19 protein-coding genes are annotated in these 17,689 nt (G+C 36.3%); 7 read left to right on the forward strand and 12 right to left on the reverse strand.

The window, feature by feature from the left end; translation table 11 throughout:
- On the forward strand, positions 1–188 hold a 188-nt coding region (locus AB1444_14535), incomplete at its 5' end, for a tryptophan--tRNA ligase (protein ID MEW6527871.1).
- Here AB1444_14535 and AB1444_14540 read toward each other — a convergent pair.
- Positions 189–1,586 (reverse strand): Do family serine endopeptidase, encoded by a 1,398-nt coding sequence (locus AB1444_14540; GenBank protein ID MEW6527872.1) that lies wholly within the window; start codon positions 1,584–1,586, stop codon positions 189–191.
- A 431-nt stretch (positions 1,587–2,017) separates the two neighbouring features.
- On the reverse strand, positions 2,018–2,470 hold the full coding sequence (locus AB1444_14545; protein MEW6527873.1) for a hypothetical protein: 453 nt from the start codon (positions 2,468–2,470) through the stop codon (positions 2,018–2,020).
- Between the two features lie 291 nt (positions 2,471–2,761).
- Between AB1444_14545 and AB1444_14550 the strand changes: the two genes are divergently transcribed.
- The 5 genes from AB1444_14550 to AB1444_14570 all read left to right on the forward strand — a co-directional run bounded on the left by AB1444_14550 (position 2,762) and on the right by AB1444_14570 (position 8,557).
- Positions 2,762–3,784: an FAD:protein FMN transferase gene (locus AB1444_14550; GenBank protein ID MEW6527874.1), complete on the forward strand. Its 1,023-nt coding sequence runs from the start codon at positions 2,762–2,764 to the stop codon at positions 3,782–3,784.
- Positions 3,785–4,130: 346 nt separating this feature from the next.
- Complete coding sequence (locus tag AB1444_14555; GenBank protein ID MEW6527875.1) at positions 4,131–5,177, forward strand: 3-isopropylmalate dehydrogenase; 1,047 nt, start codon at positions 4,131–4,133, stop codon at positions 5,175–5,177.
- A gap of 71 nt (positions 5,178–5,248) precedes the next feature.
- Positions 5,249–6,133, forward strand: coding sequence for a hypothetical protein (locus AB1444_14560; GenBank protein ID MEW6527876.1), 885 nt, complete (start codon positions 5,249–5,251; stop codon positions 6,131–6,133).
- 67 nt (positions 6,134–6,200) lie between these two features.
- Positions 6,201–6,689, forward strand: a complete 489-nt coding sequence (locus tag AB1444_14565; protein MEW6527877.1) for a bifunctional nuclease family protein — start codon at positions 6,201–6,203, stop codon at positions 6,687–6,689.
- 23 nt (positions 6,690–6,712) lie between these two features.
- Positions 6,713–8,557 carry a fructose-bisphosphatase class III gene (locus tag AB1444_14570; GenBank protein MEW6527878.1) on the forward strand — a complete coding sequence of 615 codons (1,845 nt, stop codon included), beginning with the start codon at positions 6,713–6,715 and terminating at the stop codon, positions 8,555–8,557.
- Positions 8,558–8,609: 52 nt separating this feature from the next.
- Here AB1444_14570 and atpC read toward each other — a convergent pair whose 3' ends face one another.
- The 9 genes from atpC to AB1444_14615 all read right to left on the reverse strand — a co-directional run bounded on the left by atpC (position 8,610) and on the right by AB1444_14615 (position 15,621).
- Positions 8,610–9,008 (reverse strand): ATP synthase F1 subunit epsilon, encoded by a 399-nt coding sequence (gene atpC / locus AB1444_14575; GenBank protein MEW6527879.1) that lies wholly within the window; start codon positions 9,006–9,008, stop codon positions 8,610–8,612.
- Between the two features lie 21 nt (positions 9,009–9,029).
- Entirely contained in the window at positions 9,030–10,442 is a 1,413-nt protein-coding gene (gene atpD / locus AB1444_14580; GenBank protein MEW6527880.1) for a F0F1 ATP synthase subunit beta, read from the reverse strand.
- A gap of 47 nt (positions 10,443–10,489) precedes the next feature.
- Positions 10,490–11,374 carry an ATP synthase F1 subunit gamma gene (gene atpG, locus AB1444_14585; GenBank protein MEW6527881.1) on the reverse strand — a complete coding sequence of 295 codons (885 nt, stop codon included), beginning with the start codon at positions 11,372–11,374 and terminating at the stop codon, positions 10,490–10,492.
- A 25-nt stretch (positions 11,375–11,399) separates the two neighbouring features.
- Positions 11,400–12,929, reverse strand: coding sequence for a F0F1 ATP synthase subunit alpha (gene atpA, locus AB1444_14590; GenBank protein MEW6527882.1), 1,530 nt, complete (start codon positions 12,927–12,929; stop codon positions 11,400–11,402).
- Entirely contained in the window at positions 12,919–13,488 is a 570-nt protein-coding gene (gene atpH, locus AB1444_14595; GenBank protein MEW6527883.1) for an ATP synthase F1 subunit delta, read from the reverse strand. The genes atpA and atpH overlap by 11 nt, the downstream gene beginning before the upstream one ends.
- 41 nt (positions 13,489–13,529) lie before the next feature.
- On the reverse strand, positions 13,530–14,039 hold the full coding sequence (gene atpF / locus AB1444_14600) for a F0F1 ATP synthase subunit B (GenBank protein MEW6527884.1): 510 nt from the start codon (positions 14,037–14,039) through the stop codon (positions 13,530–13,532).
- A 22-nt stretch (positions 14,040–14,061) separates the two neighbouring features.
- Positions 14,062–14,343, reverse strand: coding sequence for an ATP synthase F0 subunit C (gene atpE, locus AB1444_14605; protein ID MEW6527885.1), 282 nt, complete (start codon positions 14,341–14,343; stop codon positions 14,062–14,064).
- Between the two features lie 93 nt (positions 14,344–14,436).
- Positions 14,437–15,294: a F0F1 ATP synthase subunit A gene (atpB, locus tag AB1444_14610; GenBank protein ID MEW6527886.1), complete on the reverse strand. Its 858-nt coding sequence runs from the start codon at positions 15,292–15,294 to the stop codon at positions 14,437–14,439.
- Positions 15,295–15,348: 54 nt separating this feature from the next.
- Entirely contained in the window at positions 15,349–15,621 is a 273-nt protein-coding gene (locus tag AB1444_14615) for an AtpZ/AtpI family protein (protein MEW6527887.1), read from the reverse strand.
- A 335-nt stretch (positions 15,622–15,956) separates the two neighbouring features.
- Here AB1444_14615 and AB1444_14620 point away from each other — a divergent pair, with 335 nt between their 5' ends.
- A complete protein-coding gene (locus AB1444_14620; protein MEW6527888.1) occupies positions 15,957–16,208 on the forward strand; it encodes a hypothetical protein in 252 nt (83 codons plus the stop codon).
- Positions 16,209–16,263: 55 nt separating this feature from the next.
- Here AB1444_14620 and AB1444_14625 read toward each other — a convergent pair whose 3' ends face one another.
- On the reverse strand, positions 16,264–17,649 hold the full coding sequence (locus AB1444_14625; GenBank protein ID MEW6527889.1) for a peptidylprolyl isomerase: 1,386 nt from the start codon (positions 17,647–17,649) through the stop codon (positions 16,264–16,266).
- Positions 17,650–17,689 lie beyond the last annotated feature (40 nt).

Raw genomic sequence — 17,689 nt, forward strand, 5'->3', positions numbered from 1 at the left:
TAAAAAAAGAATTGTTTGGAATGATATGGGAATATTTTGCCCCTTTTAGAGAAAAGCGAAAGCAATTACAAAACAACAAAGGTGAGATAGCAGCCATTTTAAAGAAGGGGGCAGAAAAAACTCGCCCCATTGCCCAGGAAACACTACTACGCGTTAAAAAAGCAGTGGGGCTGGATTATTTACAATAACTATTGCTTCTTGATTACTACAAATTTGTGGATACCTCCTCGTTTAACAAGAAGCAATAATGTTTCTTTCTTTTCATATTGTTTCAGCAGTTCGTTATATTTATCAACATTTTCCACAGGGGTATTTTCAATTTCCTTGATGATGTCACCAACCATCATGCCTGCTTCATATGCAGGACTTTGTTCTTGAATTTCAAGTACAATCACTCCTGTAGTATCTGTAATTCTAAATTTATAGGCATTCTCTTCGGTAATATCACCCACACGCATGCCAATTGTATCAACTTCTTCAATCTTTTCTTCAGAAACTTTAGCCTGTGCAGGAAGCTCAGCGATCACCACATCTTGTTCCAGTTCCTGACCAGCCCTGAATATTTTAACTTTGGCAGTTGAACCCGGTTTTAACGAAGCAACGTACCTTCGCAGTTGATTGATATCAGATACTTCAACGTCATTGACGGAAATGATAATGTCGCCAATTTCAATTTTTGCATTTTTAGCCGGTGAATCCTTCATAATGTCGGCAATCAGAACACCCTTTCTCCCTTCAAACTTAAAGTTTTTGGCTATTTCAGGGGTAATGTTCTGAATATATACACCAAGCCACCCTCGTGTAACCTTGCCTTTATTAATCAATTCATCTACTACCTGTTTTACCATGTTTGATGGTATTGCAAACCCTATGCCCATATAACCACCATTCCGCGAAAATATGGCAGTATTAATGCCTATGAGTTTGCCATTAATGTTTATCAAAGCACCACCAGAATTACCGGGATTAATAGCAGCATCAGTTTGAATGAAATATTCATAATCAGCAAGTCCAAATCCTTCCCTGCCCGTGGCACTGATAATACCCATTGTCACTGTGTGTCCAAATCCAAACGGATTGCCTATTGCTATTGCTATCTCCCCAACTTTTAAAGTGTCTGAATCAGCCATAACAGCAACAGGCAAATCCTGAGGCACCGTACCACTAATTTTAATCACTGCAATATCAGTGGCAGGGTCAGAGCCGACCAACTCACAGGGGAATGTTCGTTTGTCATATAATGTAATGGTTATGGACTTAGTATTTTTTACCACATGATTGTTGGTAACTATATATCCCCGTTTATCAATAATAACTCCAGATCCCAGGGCCTTTGCTTCCTTGGGGACCGGGAAAGGCATAGGCATCCGTTTGCTTTCCCGTGGGCTGCCAGCCTTTTTTTCTGCTGATATACTGACTACCGTTGGGATGGCACTATTGGTTACCTTAACCAGCTGCTCATTAAATTTTGATAAATCGGAAGTACTCTCCCCTCCTTGAACTTTCTTTACAGTTTTAGCATCAGTAAATGTTGTAGTACATATAACAAAAGTAATGACTACAATTAAGATTGTTCGTAATTTCATACAATTATCCTGTTTATAAAAATATTTTATTAGAGTAAAAAATATTTCTGATTGCACCATCAATGTATACTTATACACTTATCGGTATGCAATGTTGCTATGGTATATTGTTTTGTTACAATATTTACGATAATTGTCAAGAATTATGAATAATAAAGTATGCATCTTTCCCATCTTTGGTGGCCATGATGCACATCCCCATTTTTTATACAAATTTTATATCCAGCCATTATTTATGATAAACCTAAGTTGCTCATATAATAACAAACCTAATCTGGATGACAGCAGATTTAAAAATAAAGTTCAACTTACCGTTCTTCATAATATGTGATTATATATAGACCGAGAAAAAGGCCCTGTGCAGATATATTTTTACCAACGTAAAAGTATAGTTATGTTTTATGTTATTCATTTACCTTTAGCTGTGACTGCTATTGGGTGGCCAGTTTCACCAATTCCGGCGGTGGTCCCCAGTAAAATTGGCAACACGGGATGCCTTCTTCTAAATAAAATGAAAATGTGTAGCCACTAAAGCGATAGTTATCGGTATTTTCATCACTGTCTAATGCTGCAAGATAATCATAAAGATAATTCTCCACACAATAGGCGATTATCTTTGCCAAAGACATCTTGCAGACTTTGCGCACATCCATCACAAACTCATACTCATTCTCATACAAATACAGATGTACCCGCTTCCACGTTTGGTACCGCTTTCTATACTGCAACCGTTTATAGCTTTTGACGGGGATGCGTTTATACGACAGTACATAGTTTATGAAATTGATAATAAACGTATGAAGCGATAGTTTACGGATAGTGGCATTTTCTTGTAAAAGCTCTAAGTGTTCATAGGCAATACAGGTGGTAGTTTCTATATTCATATGTTTCCTCCAAAGTATATATATGACACAACAATACTGCTACGTGAACAAATTTCAACAACTAATTGAATATTATAAAAAAATGATTTAAATACACATCCACAGAAGTCTAACGGATGGAATTCTTCATATGTGGTTTTACAGAAATGCTCAATGGTGCACTACACAATTGAACTTGCAACATTCCTTCAATGAATAGTATTTAGTATTTTACAAATATGTGATTAGAGTTATATCTTGTCATATCTTATTATAATAAATTAAAATAGCGTATAATATCGGGATAGAAATATGAAACACAAATACACACTGATACTTACCATTATTGTAGTAACTTCAGCCGTTTTATGGACGTGTTCACGGCCACAACGGTATTCACTATCAAAAATGGCAATGGGAACTATTGTTACCATAACTGTGGATAGCACCTCACACTCAGAAGCGCAGAAAGCAATAAATCATGCTTTTGAAAAAATAAAGCACATCGAACAATTGATGAGCCCGTATATCTCAACAAGTGATGTGTCTCATATCAACAATAATCTGCAAACTACTGTGAGCAAAGATACATTTACTGTAATAAAGCTTGCACAGGAACTATCGCACAACACTGATGGACTGTTTGATATTACCTTTGCTTCAGTTGGGAAATTGTGGCAATTACAATCCCCATCATTTATTCCACCTTCACCGGAAAGTATTAACCATCATCTGAAATGTGTTAGCTACCGGTATATTCAATTGATTCCCAAAACTAGAATAGTAATAAAACAAAAATCGTGTGTTACCATTGGGCTTGGAGGGATTGCAAAGGGGTATGCTATTTCACAGGCAGTTTTGTCATTAAAACAGTGTGGTATACAGCAAGGAATTGTGGAAGCTGGCGGAGACCTGCAAGTACTGGGCGATAATTACGGATATGGGTACACTATTGGTATAAAGCATCCTCGTCAGGAAGGCATCATTGGCACGGTTATATTGCAGAATGAACAGGCTATTGCCACAAGTGGTGACTATGAACGGTTTGCTAGTTACAAAGGCAAGCGCTATCATCACATTATGAACCCCAAAACGGGATATCCTGCACAGAGCGATATTATTTCAGTTTCGGTGATAAGCAATAACGCCACCATATGCGATGGATATGCCACTGCGCTATTTATTATGGGTACAAAGCAGGCAATTACTTTTTGTAAAAACAATGCTAAACTTAACATCCAATGTATTATTATTGATAAGAATATGAATATCTACTGTTCAAAAAATCTTTTACAAAAAGTATCATTTTCTCATTATTCAGTATATCCATTCTAAGATTTATCAAGTAAAGTTACTTCCGCTTATTTATAAATATACAATTGTTGCTCATATTAAAAAATAATGTACACATCTATTTGATGGTATACGCATGTATTTCATAATTCACTAAATTATTTCATAAATAATTAATGCGTGTGCATATTTTTGTAGATGAATGTGATACTTGTGTATATAATTTTTCTAACGGTTGTTCAGATAGTTTATAACAACCAACTAAATTTTATTCAATGCTACTCATCTATAAAAAATACTTTATCAGCAAAAAACAGTATGCTTAATGTTTTTAGTATTCATTTTTAATGATGTAATTATTTAATGTTAATTATTTAAGGAGATACGTATGCCTCACAAAATAGCATTGTACCCTGGAGACGGTATTGGCCCTGAGGTTGTGGCAGAAGCAGTAAAAGTCATTGATGCCTGCGATATTGATGTACAATACACTACATTCAACTGGAATACAACCCTGTATAGTAAAACTGGAAAATGTGCTCCTGAAAATTATCTTGAATTACTTTCATCATTTGACGCAATATTATTAGGTGCACTTGGTAATACAGCAAATGCTCCTGACCATATTGCTGTTGAGCCGCTTTTGACTATCAGAAAAGCATTTGATCAATATGTCAATATACGGCCAACAATGCTTTTTCCTGGTGTTGAATCACCGTTAAAAAACAAAAAACCATATGACATAGATATGATAGTAATAAGGGAGAACACCGAAGGTGAATATACAGCACTTGGTGGAAGACATTACATTGGCACTCCCGATGAAGTTGCTATGCAGATTAACTATTTCTCGCGCAAAGGGACTGAACGCATCATACGATACGCATTTGAAACCGCCCGCAACCGAAAACGCAAAACTTTAACAAGCATTACCAAATCCAATGCATTAAAATATAGCATGGTATTCTGGGATACTGTGTTTTACGAAGTTGCAAAAGAGTATCCCGATGTAACAGCATCATCTATGCTTGTCGATGCAGCGGCTATGAATATGGTGCGCTCCCCTGAGCAATTTGACGTGGTGGTAGCCTCCAATCTTTTTGGTGACATACTTACCGACCTGGCAGCGATAGTTGTTGGAGGAATGGGATTTGCTGCAAGTGGTAATATTAATCCAACACGAAAATACCCATCGATGTTTGAGCCGGTACATGGATCAGCACCTGATATTGCAGGAAAAGGTGTAGCAAATCCGGTTGCAGCAATACTGAGTGCTGCACTGATGTTAGAGTTTTTAGGTGAACATGATGCTGCACAAAAAATTAAATCTGCTGTGGTCAATCACCTGAGCGATAGTACTGTTAAAACACCCGATCGTGGTGGCAATGCAACCACTGCTGACGTTGGCACAGATATATCCAAGCGTATACAATGAAATGCTTGATTTTTATTATTAGATATGATATCCCTCTATAGAATGTAATATAATTTAATCAGAGGTTTACCATGGATCTTACTCAATACACCATACCATCAACAAAGATAAATGATTTTTATATACCTGTTTCTGATGGGATGGAATTATATTGTATAGATTTTATTCCCAAGAAGGATTCTTCCTCCAAACCAATTATATTCTTTGTTGCCGGATGGATATCACATATAACCGGTTGGAAAGATGTATTACTTACTTTAACCGATGAATACCGGGTTATATATATCGAAACTCGCGAAAAAACATCTTCCAGAATACCTGAAGGGAAAACGTATAAAGACTTTTCTTTCAATGTCATGCGAATGGTGATTGATCTCCATGACGTTATACAAAAAGTTATTCCTAAAAATAGAACATTTGTCATGGCAGGAAGTTCACTAGGTTCTTCAGTTATACTTGAATATTTAGCTATGAATACCCGTAAACCTGAATGTGCACTACTTATTGGGCCACTTCCTGAATTCAGATTCCCCCCTCTGCTAGGTGACATTGTACCACGGCTTCCTGCTTCATGGTATAATGTACTAAAAGAACTGGTCAAATGGTATTTACGCAATTTTCGCCTGGATATTGAAAAAGAAAAGGAACAAATGACAAAATATACCAATACAATAAATTCAGCAGACCCATATAAATTAAAACCTAATGCACTTGCACTCAAAAATTATAATCTATGGGACAAACTCCCCTTTATTACAACACCCTGCTATATCTTTGGGGCAAAAACTGATAAATTGCATGCAACTGATGACATCAAACGTTTGTTACAAAATCTTCAGATTGCTGAATATATTGAATGTGAAAGCAATAAAGAAACACATAGCCGCATTGTTGCAATTCACTTTAAAAACATCATTTTAAAAAAGCTTTATACTAAAATAAAACCCAAAAAGTAACAACTTTGCTTGATTTTTTCATATATTGGTTTTATATTGAGTTTAATAATTATTTATGGGGAGTTTTATGTCCTTTTGTAAAGTTGAGATAGCAACTATTGTCCTGGATGAGGAAAGTAACACTCCTATAGTGGTACTCCAGGATAATGAAACAGGCAATATACTGCCTATCATGATAGCACCACTTGAAGCAAGCCTTATAGCTATTGAACTTGAAGGCAAAAAGCCTGTTAGGCCCCTTACCCATGATCTTATTATTACCATGCTCAAAACTTTCCAGTACACATTGACTTCTGTAATTATTGACGACCTCAAGGATAACATTTATTTTGCAAAACTGAATTTGATTGCTCCTGACAACTCAGAAATTATCATAGATTGTCGCCCAAGTGATGCTATGGCGATAGCTCTCAGAGCACATGTTCCCATATATGTTAAAAAGAAAGTGTTTGCAATTGCTCAAGGATTGGAAAATCTTTCCCAAATAGATAAAGAAACCATGAAAGAGGTCCTTGAAGATATTGACATTGACGATGTCGGTGGAAAAATAATGTAACATTGCTATATTGTGGAGGGCTTATGGATCCTGAGAAGAATATTGCTGCACTTCATAATATTATACGAGATCTTACCGAAATAGAATCCAGGTTAAATGAATACATTGACACGACCATGTGGATAAGCGATCCACATGGTGCTGGTGATAGATTTGTATCAATCCTTAAAGGGCGTTTTGGCCTTGTATGGAGGATATGCTATGAAGCTTTGCCCAAAACATTTTCAAAAGAAAAGATTGATTATATGGGTAGGATAATTCGTAAGGAGCGGTATTTTGAAGATGAGGTGTACCGCCTTGACAGGCAGGATATCATATCATCTCTCGTCAGAATTGTTCAGTACCGCGTTCAGAATGTACGGGATTTTGATGAGATAAGAAATAATATCAATAAAGATTTAAAACATGTACTTGAAAATCTTATATTAAACTATCCTGTACCAAATATGATTTATGAAAATGAATTGATAGCTGATAAGATTATAAGTTCATTATGTAAAATAGTTAAACAGGTTATTCTGGGGCATCTTATTGTACTTGGCGATGTATTTGACCGGGGTGATGAACCAGATAAAATAATTCGCATTCTAAATCAGAAGGATATTAAACGGTATCTGACATTTATATGGGGTAATCACGATATATTGTGGATGGGTGCTGCAGCAGGTAATAAATCATTAATAGCAGAAGCATTACGCATAAGCACACGCTATGACAACCTTGCATTTCTTGATAGATTGGGAATTGATATTTCTAAATTAAAGGAATTTGCTTTAAAAACATATACCAAAGAAATACCCGGCAATTTTAAAGCAAAGCAGGATATATCACGAAGAATGGAGAAAGCTCTTGCCATTATTCAATTTAAACTTGAAGAGCAAACAATACGGGAAAATCCTGAATTCAATATGGATTCAAGACTATGGCTTCATAAATTAGCTGATATGTTAAAAAATAATGATGTTACTGGATTAACCGATACACACTTCCCTACAATAGATTTAGATAATCCTACTCAATTATCACCCCAGGAAGAAGAAATTATTAATGATCTTGCATATCAATTTACCACAAGTAAGAAAGTCCGCTATTTAATGGAATTTTTATTTGAACATGGAAAACTATACCACATTCACAATTATATACTTAACATACATGCATTGATACCCAGTACACCTGACGGCCAATTTGAAGAATTTTTAGGCTACCGAGGAAAAGCATTACTTGATCATCTGCAACACAGGATTAAAACAATAGGCAAAAATTATCTGGAAGGTAAACCACAGAACCCTAAAGATTTAGCTCTTATGTTTTATTTGTGGTGTGGTTCAAAATCACCCTTCTTTGGGAAAAATGCAATGAAAACCTTTGAACGATATTTCATTGCTGATAAATCCACTCATAAAGAAAAATTGCTTTACTGGGGTGAGAATCTTCTTAAAAGGGAATTTATGGATAAAATCATGCAAGAATTTGGAGCAGAAAGAATAGTGTATGGGCATACACCAGTAGATGTGCGAAAGGGCGAAAAAATTGCATCTCCTGACGGCAGGGCCATTAATATTGATGGAGGATTTTCTGATGCGTATCTCAGTAGAGGGCATGCTCTGATTCAGACTCCATATTCTCTCTATGCAATAATATTACCTACGCCTGAAGAGACAATACAGGCCCGTCAGAAAAAAGAACCTGTTAATCTAATGGTAGAAATCATCGATAATTTTGAAACACCTTTAAGGGTAAAAGATACATATACCGGCAAGCTTCTGATTAAAAAAAGGAATGAATTATACGAAAAATTACTTCAATATTCCGAACAGTATTCTGATATGGAGAATATCAAGACTCTGAATTATTCAATGGTATAATTGTGTATACTAAAACAAAAAAAACGGGCAGTTTAGGCTGCCCGTTTTTTTATCACCTTTTAGCAATCTTCAATCGTGCCTTCAATTTCTTTAGTTCAATATCTATATTTAATCTGTCTGCAAATGCTTCAGGTTTTGGCAATGCAGCTATCTCTTTAATCTTTGATTCAATTGCTTCTGGCTTTAAATCTTGTTTGCTTACAGCTTCCTGAGCCAGAATAATGAGAGAATTATTCTTTATTTCAACAAAACCACCATCAACATAAAAATATTCTGTACTATCGCCTGATCGCAATCGTATCTCACCAGTACCCAATTCAGAGATTAAAGGAGCATGGTTATATAAAAATCCCATCTCACCATCAAATGCCTGTACCACTGCAAAATCAACCTGCCCTTCAAATATCTGCCGTTCTGGTGTTAATACATTGCAATTTAATTTCATTGCCATAGCTCTATCCTCTACTATTTATTAATTACCAGCAAGCTTTTTGGCCTTTTCAACTGCTTCTTCTATGGTGCCGACCATATAGAAAGCCTGCTCAGGAAGATGGTCATATTCGCCATTTATTAATCCTTTGAAGCTTCGGATAGTATCTTCTAACTTAACATATTTGCCAGGCATACCGGTAAACTGCTCAGCAACGAAGAATGGCTGCGATAAGAATCTTTCAATTTTACGTGCTCGCTGAACAAGCAGCTTATCTTCTTCAGATAATTCATCCATACCTAATATAGCGATAATATCCTGCAAATCTTTATATCGCTGTAAAATTCGTTTCACTTCCATAGCAACTGCATAATGCTCTTCACCAACTATCTCAGGAGATAGTATTCGTGAAGAAGATTCAAGTGGATCAACAGCAGGATAAATTCCTTTTTCAGCAATCTGTCGTGAAAGAACCGTACTTGCATCTAAGTGAATAAATGCTGTTGCAGGTGCAGGGTCAGTCAAGTCGTCTGCAGGAACATAAATAGCCTGAACAGATGTAATGGAGCCACGTTTGGTTGATGTAATTCGTTCCTGTAACTCACCCATTTCTGTTGCCAGAGTTGGCTGATAACCTACAGCAGAAGGCATACGCCCTAACAGTGCTGATACTTCAGAACCAGCCTGTGAAAACCTGAATATATTGTCAATGAACAGAAGAACGTCTCTCCCTGAAAGGTCACGGAAATACTCACACATTGTCAGAGCACTCAGTGCAACACGGAGGCGTGCTCCAGGTGGCTCATTCATCTGACCATACACCAAACATGCTTTATTGATAACACCTGATTCCTTCATTTCAAGCCACAGGTCATTACCTTCACGGGTTCTTTCACCTACACCGGCAAATACTGAATAACCACCATGCTGCATAGCAACGTTGTTTATAAGCTCCATAATAACAACGGTTTTTCCTACACCAGCACCACCAAATAATCCAGTTTTCCCGCCTTTTATGTACGGCTCAATGAGGTCAATAACTTTGATACCTGTTTCAAAAATTTCTGCTTTAGGCTCTAACTGATCAAATTTTGGCGGTTCCTGATGAATGGATCTTCGTTCTTTAACAGTTATTGGTGCCCCTTTATCAACAACATCACCCAAAAGGTTAAATACTCGTCCCAACGTCTCCTCACCTACAGGTACTGTAATAGGAGAACCGGTATCAATGATGGGAGTACCCCTTTTAACACCATCGGTAGAACCCAGAGCCACTGCACGCACCCTGTTTCCACCTAAATGCTGAGCAACCTCACACACAAGGGTTTTCTTTTCACCCATAACTTCAACTTCTAATTTTAATGCATTATAGATTGCAGGGAGTTTATCTTCCTGGAATTCTGCATCCAGTGTAGATCCTATAACCTGTACAACTTTACCTATATTCTCAGCCATATCTAACTCCTTAATTCATGAATAATTAGTATTATATCATTTACCCTTTATTCAAGGGCCGCAGCACCACCTACAATTTCAGAGATTTCCTTAGTAATCTTGGCCTGGCGAGCTCTGTTATATGTTATAGTCAAATCTCTTACCATTTCTTTTGCTGCATCTGTTGCATTCTTCATTGCTACTCTACGTGCAAAATTTTCTGAAAAACCTGACTCCAGCACTGCTAGATACAATTTCATCTTAATATACAATGGCAGCAATGAAGAAAAAATCTTATATGGATTAGGCTCAAATATATACTCTACATGAAAATCTTCAACACTTTCCTGTATTGCTACACTCTCAGGCTTCAATGGAAGCAGCCGAGTAATTGTAGCTTTCTGTGTTGATCGAGTCATAATTTTAGTATACGAAACGTAAACCTCATCAACTTCGCCGGTAACAAACAAATTGATTAATTCATCCCCTAATTTGGATGCATCTTCAAATTTGAATTTATCTTCAGGGTTTAATACACTTTTATATATGGGCTCTTTAATGAACCTGAAATAATTTGAGCCCTTTTTACCCATTGAATAAATAAGTACTTCTTTTCCTTCTTCAATGGATAGCTTCTTTTTAAAATTTATAGTATTATCAATTACTCGTGTATTAAATCCACCACAAAGGCCTCTATTACCGGTGATCATCAAAACTAAAATTCTATTTGGATCCGGTCTTTCCTGCATAAGTGGGTCGTATACATCTTCAACGCCGGTCTGTCGCAGATGGTCAATTATGGTTTCCAGCTTTTCACCATATGGTTTTGACATGGTTATCCTGTCCTGCATTTTTTTCATCTTGGCAGTGGAAACCATTTCCATTGTCTTGGTGATCTTCTGCGTATTTTTGACAGACTTTATTCGCTTTAATATCTCTCGTTGTGTTGCCACAGCTTTTCCTCAAACTTTAGTATTTTTAAGCCCTAACATCTGCCTTTTTACCGGCCAGGTAACTTTCTACAAAATCACCCACTACTTTGCCAAATCTATCCGGATCCTTTAATTCGCCAGTTGATGAAATACCGTCTAATAATTCTGGATGAGCCTCGCGCATGAATTTTAAAAATTCTTTTTCAAACTTTCTTACTTCAGATACCGGGATCTTGTCCAGATAGCCCTGAGTACCTGCATATATGATAGCTACCTGTTCGGCAACTGGCATTGGTTCATACTGATCCTGTTTTAATACCTCAACAAGCCTCTGCCCTCTATCAAGCTGACGCTGAGTAGCCGGGTCAAGTTCGGTTCCTAACTGTGCAAAAGCTTCAAGTTCCCTGAACTGTGCTAAATCAAGTCGTAATGAACCTGCATACTTTTTCATGGCTTTAATCTGAGCATTACCACCAACTCGCGATACTGAAATACCAACATCAACAGCAGGTCTGATACCTGAAGCAAACAATCCTGGAACAAGGTATATCTGACCATCTGTAATGGATATAACGTTTGTAGGAATGTAAGCAGAAACTTCACCTTCCTGAGTTTCAATTACCGGCAATGCTGTAAGTGAACCACCACCCAAATCATCAGACAGCTTTGCAGCTCGCTCAAGGAGTCGTGAATGGCAATAAAAGATGTCACCAGGATATGCTTCACGTCCTGGAGGCCTTCGGAGTAACAATGACAGCTGCCTATATGCATTTGCCTGCTTGGAAAGGTCATCATAAATACACAAGGAATGACCATTTTTTTCATACATAAAATATTCACCCATGGCACAACCAGCATATGGAGCTATATACTGTAGTGGTGCTGGGTCTGAAGCATTAGCAGCAACAACTATTGTATAATCCATTGCACCGTATTGCTCTAACTTCTCCACAACTGCTGCAACGGTAGATGCTTTCTGACCAATAGCTACATATATACAATATACACCTTTACCTTTCTGGTTGATTATTGCATCAATTGCAATAGCAGTTTTACCAGTTTTACGGTCACCAATGATAAGTTCTCGCTGGCCTCGTCCTATAGGTGTCATGGAGTCAATTGCTTTAATACCTGTCTGTAAAGGTTCTTTTACAGGCTGACGGTCAGCAATACCAGGAGCAATAAACTCTACAGGCCTCATCTTGCTAGAATTAATGGGACCTTTGTTATCCATTGGAATACCCAAAGGATTGACAACTCTTCCTAATAGTTCTTCCCCAACGGGTACAGCCAGAACTCTGTTTAAACGTTTAACAGAATCACCTTCCTGAATTGAAAGGTAGTCACCTAAAATAACAGCACCTATTGAATTTTCTTCAAGGTTAAATACCAGGCCATAAGCTCCATTCTCAAACTCAAGCATTTCGCCAGCCATTGCGTTATCCAACCCATAAATTCGTGCTATACCGTCACCAACCTGGATAACAGTACCAACTTCCCGTACATCTAACTGTGACTTATACCCTTCAATTTCCTTTTTAATAATCGATTTTATTTCTTCAGTTTTAATCTTCATAAGCCACTTCACCTCTGATCTTACTTTGTAATAATTTTTCACGTAACTTTAATAAATCATTTTTCAATGAAGCATCTATAATTAAATCATCTACTTGCACTATAATACCACCTAAAATAGTTGGATCTATCACTTCTTCAACAATGATATTCTTATTAAAACGATCTTCTAAACCTTTTTTGATTCTATTTATGATATCTGAATCGAGTTTAACGCTGCTGACTAATTTAATTTTCTGACGATTATTTACTATATCGAGTAATTCGCTGAAAGCGACACTAATATCCGGAATGTCCTGTTGACGTCCATTATCTATTAATACTTTAAGAAAGTTAACCATAAGTTCAGATAGTTCACTGCCAAAAACTTTGTCAACAAACTGCTTTTTTGATTCCTTTGTAATACCTGGCGCACTGAAATAACGCATAAGATCATAATCATTTTTTAAAAGCTCAGCAAGAAATGATAACTCTTCCTCTACTTTTGATATTGCGTTTTTCTCGTGCGCAATCTCTAACAAAGCACCTGCATAAACTTTCGCTACTTCACTTGTTGCCACACCGATAACCCCACTCATTAAAATTTAAGGACAGTTCAGTACTACTGAACTGTCCTTATTTTCTGTAATGCCTCTTCTACAAGGGCTTTCTGATCTTCAACTTTGAGATTCTTTGCGATAATTTTTGCAGCAATATCAGTAGATATTGTTACAACTTCAGCCTGAATCTCTGCCAGCGCTTTATCCTTTGCAAGATTAATCTCGCGACGCGCTCTTTCAATGAGATCCTTGGCTTCCTGATTTGCCTTTTCAACTATGGAATTTTTTAACTTTTCCGCATCAGCCTTACCTTCAGCGATGATGCTTGCCGCCTCCTCTTTTGCCTTATCCATCATTGCTTTATGCTCAGCAAACAGCCTTTCGGCTTCAAGACGGGACTTTTCAGCAGATTCAATGTCACCACGAATCTTTTCAGCCCTTGCATCAAGCGCCTCAACAATTGGCTTCCATGCGGCTTTCCATAATATCAATAACAACACAATAAAGGTTATTATTGTCCATAACAGGAGGCCGGGATCAACCTTTAGCAAGCCTTCTTTTAAAACTTCCATAGTGAACTACCTGTTAATAGATTTACTTAACTTCAGTCTGCTCTGCTGCTGGCTTCTCAACTGGCGTAGCAATTGGAGCTTTTGTTGCAAGCATGAATGTTACAACGAGAGCAAAGAAAGTGAAACCTTCGATAAGAGCAGCAGCAATAATCATTGCTGTTCTTAAGTCACCACTCAACTCTGGCTGACGTGCCATACCTTCTAAAGCACCAGTAGCTAATTTACCAATACCTAGTGCTGCACCAAAAACTATCAAACCAGCTCCGAAACCCGCTGCGAGGTAAGAAAGGCCTAAATATTCCATTGACTCCTCCTCGTAAATTTTTGAGTATTAAAATTTAACAAACAATATGTTATTGCGAACATAATATATTGAATACCTCAAAGCTCGATCATTTTAATGAGCATGCATTGAGGCACCAATAAACATAGCTGAAAGAACAGCAAAGATATACGCCTGGATAAAAGCAACCAACAACTCAAGCAAATAAATCATTAATGAACCAGCTACAGAACCAATACCAACCCAATAGCTCTGGAACATCATAACCAGATAAATAAATATAATTATAACGACATGACCTGCTGTCATATTTGCAAAAAGTCGGACTGTTAACGCAAAGGGCTTAATTAAAAGGCCAATGATTTCAATTGGGAACATAAGTGGCAAAACAAAAGCAGGTACTCCATGAGGAACTAAACCTGCCCAATAACCAAATATTCCTTGTTTAATCATACCTATCCCTAACATGCCAACAAGTGTACAGAGAGCCAATCCCCCAGTTACTGCCAGATTACCTGTTGCTGTTGACATGCCGGGTATTAATCCAAGTAAGTTACAGAAAAGAATAAAGAAAAAAACAGTAAGAAAATATGGCATTGCTTTTTTTACATAATGATGATCAAAGTTAGGCTCAACCACTTCATCATGCACAAAAGCAATCAATACTTCCCATAAATTTACCCATCGTGAACGAGAACCGTATGATGAATTTTTGATCTTACGGGCGACGGGTATAAAAACAAGCAAACATAAAAAAGCAGACAACCACAACATCAAAACCCACTTGGTAATTGTCATATCAAAAACACCAAAGAGCTTTTCATGAAAAAATTTTTCGTTTATTTTACCAATGAATCCATCGTGGATGGGGTGGTCAGTAAGGTGATGCATGACTATATCATACATCGACTCTTCTTCGCCACTTTTAGATGATTGTATAATAGCCTGTAAACCTTGTAGCAGTTGAACCATAGCCTTAAACACCTCATCAAATTTTTTTATTATCTGATTGATGCAACATAAACGTTACATCCATTTACGCCTTTTAGAACCGCTACTATTGTTGTCATTACCCTGCTGTGATTTCTTTAACAGACGATCCAGCTCGGATAAGCTTTTCATTAAATTATAAAAACCTGCTCCCATTCCAATAATAGTTCCAATAACTACAAAAACTGGACTGCTATTGAAATGTTTATCAAGTAAAAACCCACCATAAAGAAAAACAAGAATCGTAATTGCTAACTGAATGCCTATGGTTGAATATGCAAGTATGATTCTTGTGATATCCCTTTTCACTTAAACCTCAGGTTCAAACACTGGATTCCATACAAGCACCATACCTTTTTTTGTCAACAAAATAAGTCTGAATTTTTTTAAAAAAATTATTATTGTTATAATATACAATTTTTTGTATTTATTATGCTTACTTTTGAATTTATTAATATTCACTACTATCATGCACAAACCAAATAAAAAAATTTATGTATGCATATTGATTTATAATTATCCATATCGTTAAAGAATAATCAGCCAGTTGAAGTAGAAAACCCTTAATTTAGATATTATTTTTTTTCTTTTCAGAGTCGATAAATTAAAATGTGTAACAACATCATTATCATTGAGGAATAGTAATGAAATTATCTGTAAAGCTAATTGAGAAAAACAATGAATTTATTGCAACTTGCCCTGAACTAGATATCAGTTGTTACGCTTCAAACAAAATTGAAGCAATAAAAAGAATCCAGAGTATACTTTATTTTTATATGCAATCGGCTCAGGAGTTAGGATTTTCAGTTGAAAATTTTGAAACAATAGATGTTGATGGCAAACACTATCTCTTTAACTATGATATCTACCCACCATTAAATTCCACAATGCATTAAGCATGAGGCTGGCCTACCGCCCAACCTCATGCATTCATGCCTTTTAACTATTCAATTATTTTCCTTCAAGCTCATCTTCATGTATGGTAAACTTATTTATGTGCAACATATCTCTCTTCCATTTTGCTAAATTTTCAGCTCTTTTTTTTCTGTAAAGCATGCTTTCTATTTGATCTTTAACCTTTTCAAAGGGTATAAGTTGTTTTATCTGTTTACCCTTTTGGTTCACAAACGTAGTGAACCGTGTGTCTTTGTATTTTTCATATTCATCGCGAATTTCTTTGGGAGTAATAGAAATACCCCGCTCACCTATATAATCCAAATATTCTTTAGCAAAGAGCATATTTTTTCTTTTCTGGAATTCTTTTTGAAGTTCCTCATTTGTTTGTAAATTCTCTTTTACTGCTTCCCTTCTCAGCAATGCAACTTTAAATGCATTTTTTGCAATATCGATTCTTTTTGTATCATCTATAGTGGCTTTCGATAATGGACTCCCCTTGTGCTGAAAATATGAAATTCTTTTTTCAAGATCTGCAACTGTAAAGGAACTATCTCCAACCTTAAAAATCACATCTTTTGGATTTTTGCTTTTACAATTCTTCTCATTAAACTGGACATCAGTTGAACTCATTAATTTTTCAATATAATTGTTTGAAGCCTTTCGCAAGAGGATCTGTTCAAGCCTTTTTGCCTGCATTTCATCTTTTATTATTTTATTCAGATTTTTTTTGGTTAGTTCCTGTTTATCGACCAATTGAATAATGTAAATCCCCTGCTGGGTTTTAATTGGACTTTCAATAATGCCTGATTTACTTTTTTCAATAGTTGAAGCAACTTCAAGTGGGAGCATATCTTTTACAACATAACCAATATCACCGCCATTCTTTTTTGAAAAATCATCAGAATACATTTTTGCCAGTTCTTCAAATTTTTCTCCACTCTTTATTTTCCCAATTATTTCCTTTGCCTTATTCTCAGCTTCACTGTATGCTTTTTCAAGCTCAGAGGCTGACAAATTTACACGTTTATTATTAACAATCTTAAAATCTCTTACTCGTAAAAGTATTTGTTTAATATGATATGCAAGCTCATTAAATTCTGCTTTGTCCTTAATTTCCTTATTATATAAATGCTTAAGCAAAATAGATTCATACGCCATATCTTCAAGAAACTTGTACTTTTCTGTTTCAATTAGATTTTCTTTTTGGGCCTCTTGTAGAGCAATATTTTCAATAGCCATCATTTCCAGTTTATCTTTTTGCTGTTTTTTGCTTTTGAGTATTGCTTCTACTGAAAATTGCTTATCTTCTAACCACTCCTTAAACTGGCCTCTGGTTATTTTTACACCATCGTATGTTGCAAGCACATCCGAACTACACTTGCATCCTACAAAACCAACAACTATACCCATAACACATGCTACCAACAATAATCTCTTCATATAAATACTCCTGATTTTAAAATATACAATAATTAATATT

It is taken from the genome of Spirochaetota bacterium (assembly GCA_040756435.1).
Lineage (GTDB): Bacteria > Spirochaetota > UBA4802 > UBA4802 > UB4802 > UBA4802.

Excerpts from the sequence above, each read along its gene's own strand:
- atpF (MEW6527884.1), bottom strand. The coding sequence starts at position 14,039 with ATGGAAGTTTTAAAAGAAGGCTTGCTAAAGGTTGATCCCGGCCTCCTG.
- AB1444_14540 (MEW6527872.1), bottom strand. The coding sequence starts at position 1,586 with ATGAAATTACGAACAATCTTAATTGTAGTCATTACTTTTGTTATATGT.
- atpE (MEW6527885.1), bottom strand. The coding sequence starts at position 14,343 with ATGGAATATTTAGGCCTTTCTTACCTCGCAGCGGGTTTCGGAGCTGGT.
- AB1444_14565 (MEW6527877.1), top strand. The coding sequence starts at position 6,201 with ATGTCCTTTTGTAAAGTTGAGATAGCAACTATTGTCCTGGATGAGGAA.
- AB1444_14545 (MEW6527873.1), bottom strand. The coding sequence starts at position 2,470 with ATGAATATAGAAACTACCACCTGTATTGCCTATGAACACTTAGAGCTT.
- AB1444_14625 (MEW6527889.1), bottom strand. The coding sequence starts at position 17,649 with ATGAAGAGATTATTGTTGGTAGCATGTGTTATGGGTATAGTTGTTGGT.
- atpA (MEW6527882.1), bottom strand. The coding sequence starts at position 12,929 with ATGAAGATTAAAACTGAAGAAATAAAATCGATTATTAAAAAGGAAATT.
- AB1444_14560 (MEW6527876.1), top strand. The coding sequence starts at position 5,249 with ATGGATCTTACTCAATACACCATACCATCAACAAAGATAAATGATTTT.
- AB1444_14550 (MEW6527874.1), top strand. The coding sequence starts at position 2,762 with ATGAAACACAAATACACACTGATACTTACCATTATTGTAGTAACTTCA.
- AB1444_14620 (MEW6527888.1), top strand. The coding sequence starts at position 15,957 with ATGAAATTATCTGTAAAGCTAATTGAGAAAAACAATGAATTTATTGCA.
- atpC (MEW6527879.1), bottom strand. The coding sequence starts at position 9,008 with ATGGCAATGAAATTAAATTGCAATGTATTAACACCAGAACGGCAGATA.
- AB1444_14555 (MEW6527875.1), top strand. The coding sequence starts at position 4,131 with ATGCCTCACAAAATAGCATTGTACCCTGGAGACGGTATTGGCCCTGAG.
- AB1444_14570 (MEW6527878.1), top strand. The coding sequence starts at position 6,713 with ATGGATCCTGAGAAGAATATTGCTGCACTTCATAATATTATACGAGAT.
- atpB (MEW6527886.1), bottom strand. The coding sequence starts at position 15,294 with ATGGTTCAACTGCTACAAGGTTTACAGGCTATTATACAATCATCTAAA.
- atpD (MEW6527880.1), bottom strand. The coding sequence starts at position 10,442 with ATGGCTGAGAATATAGGTAAAGTTGTACAGGTTATAGGATCTACACTG.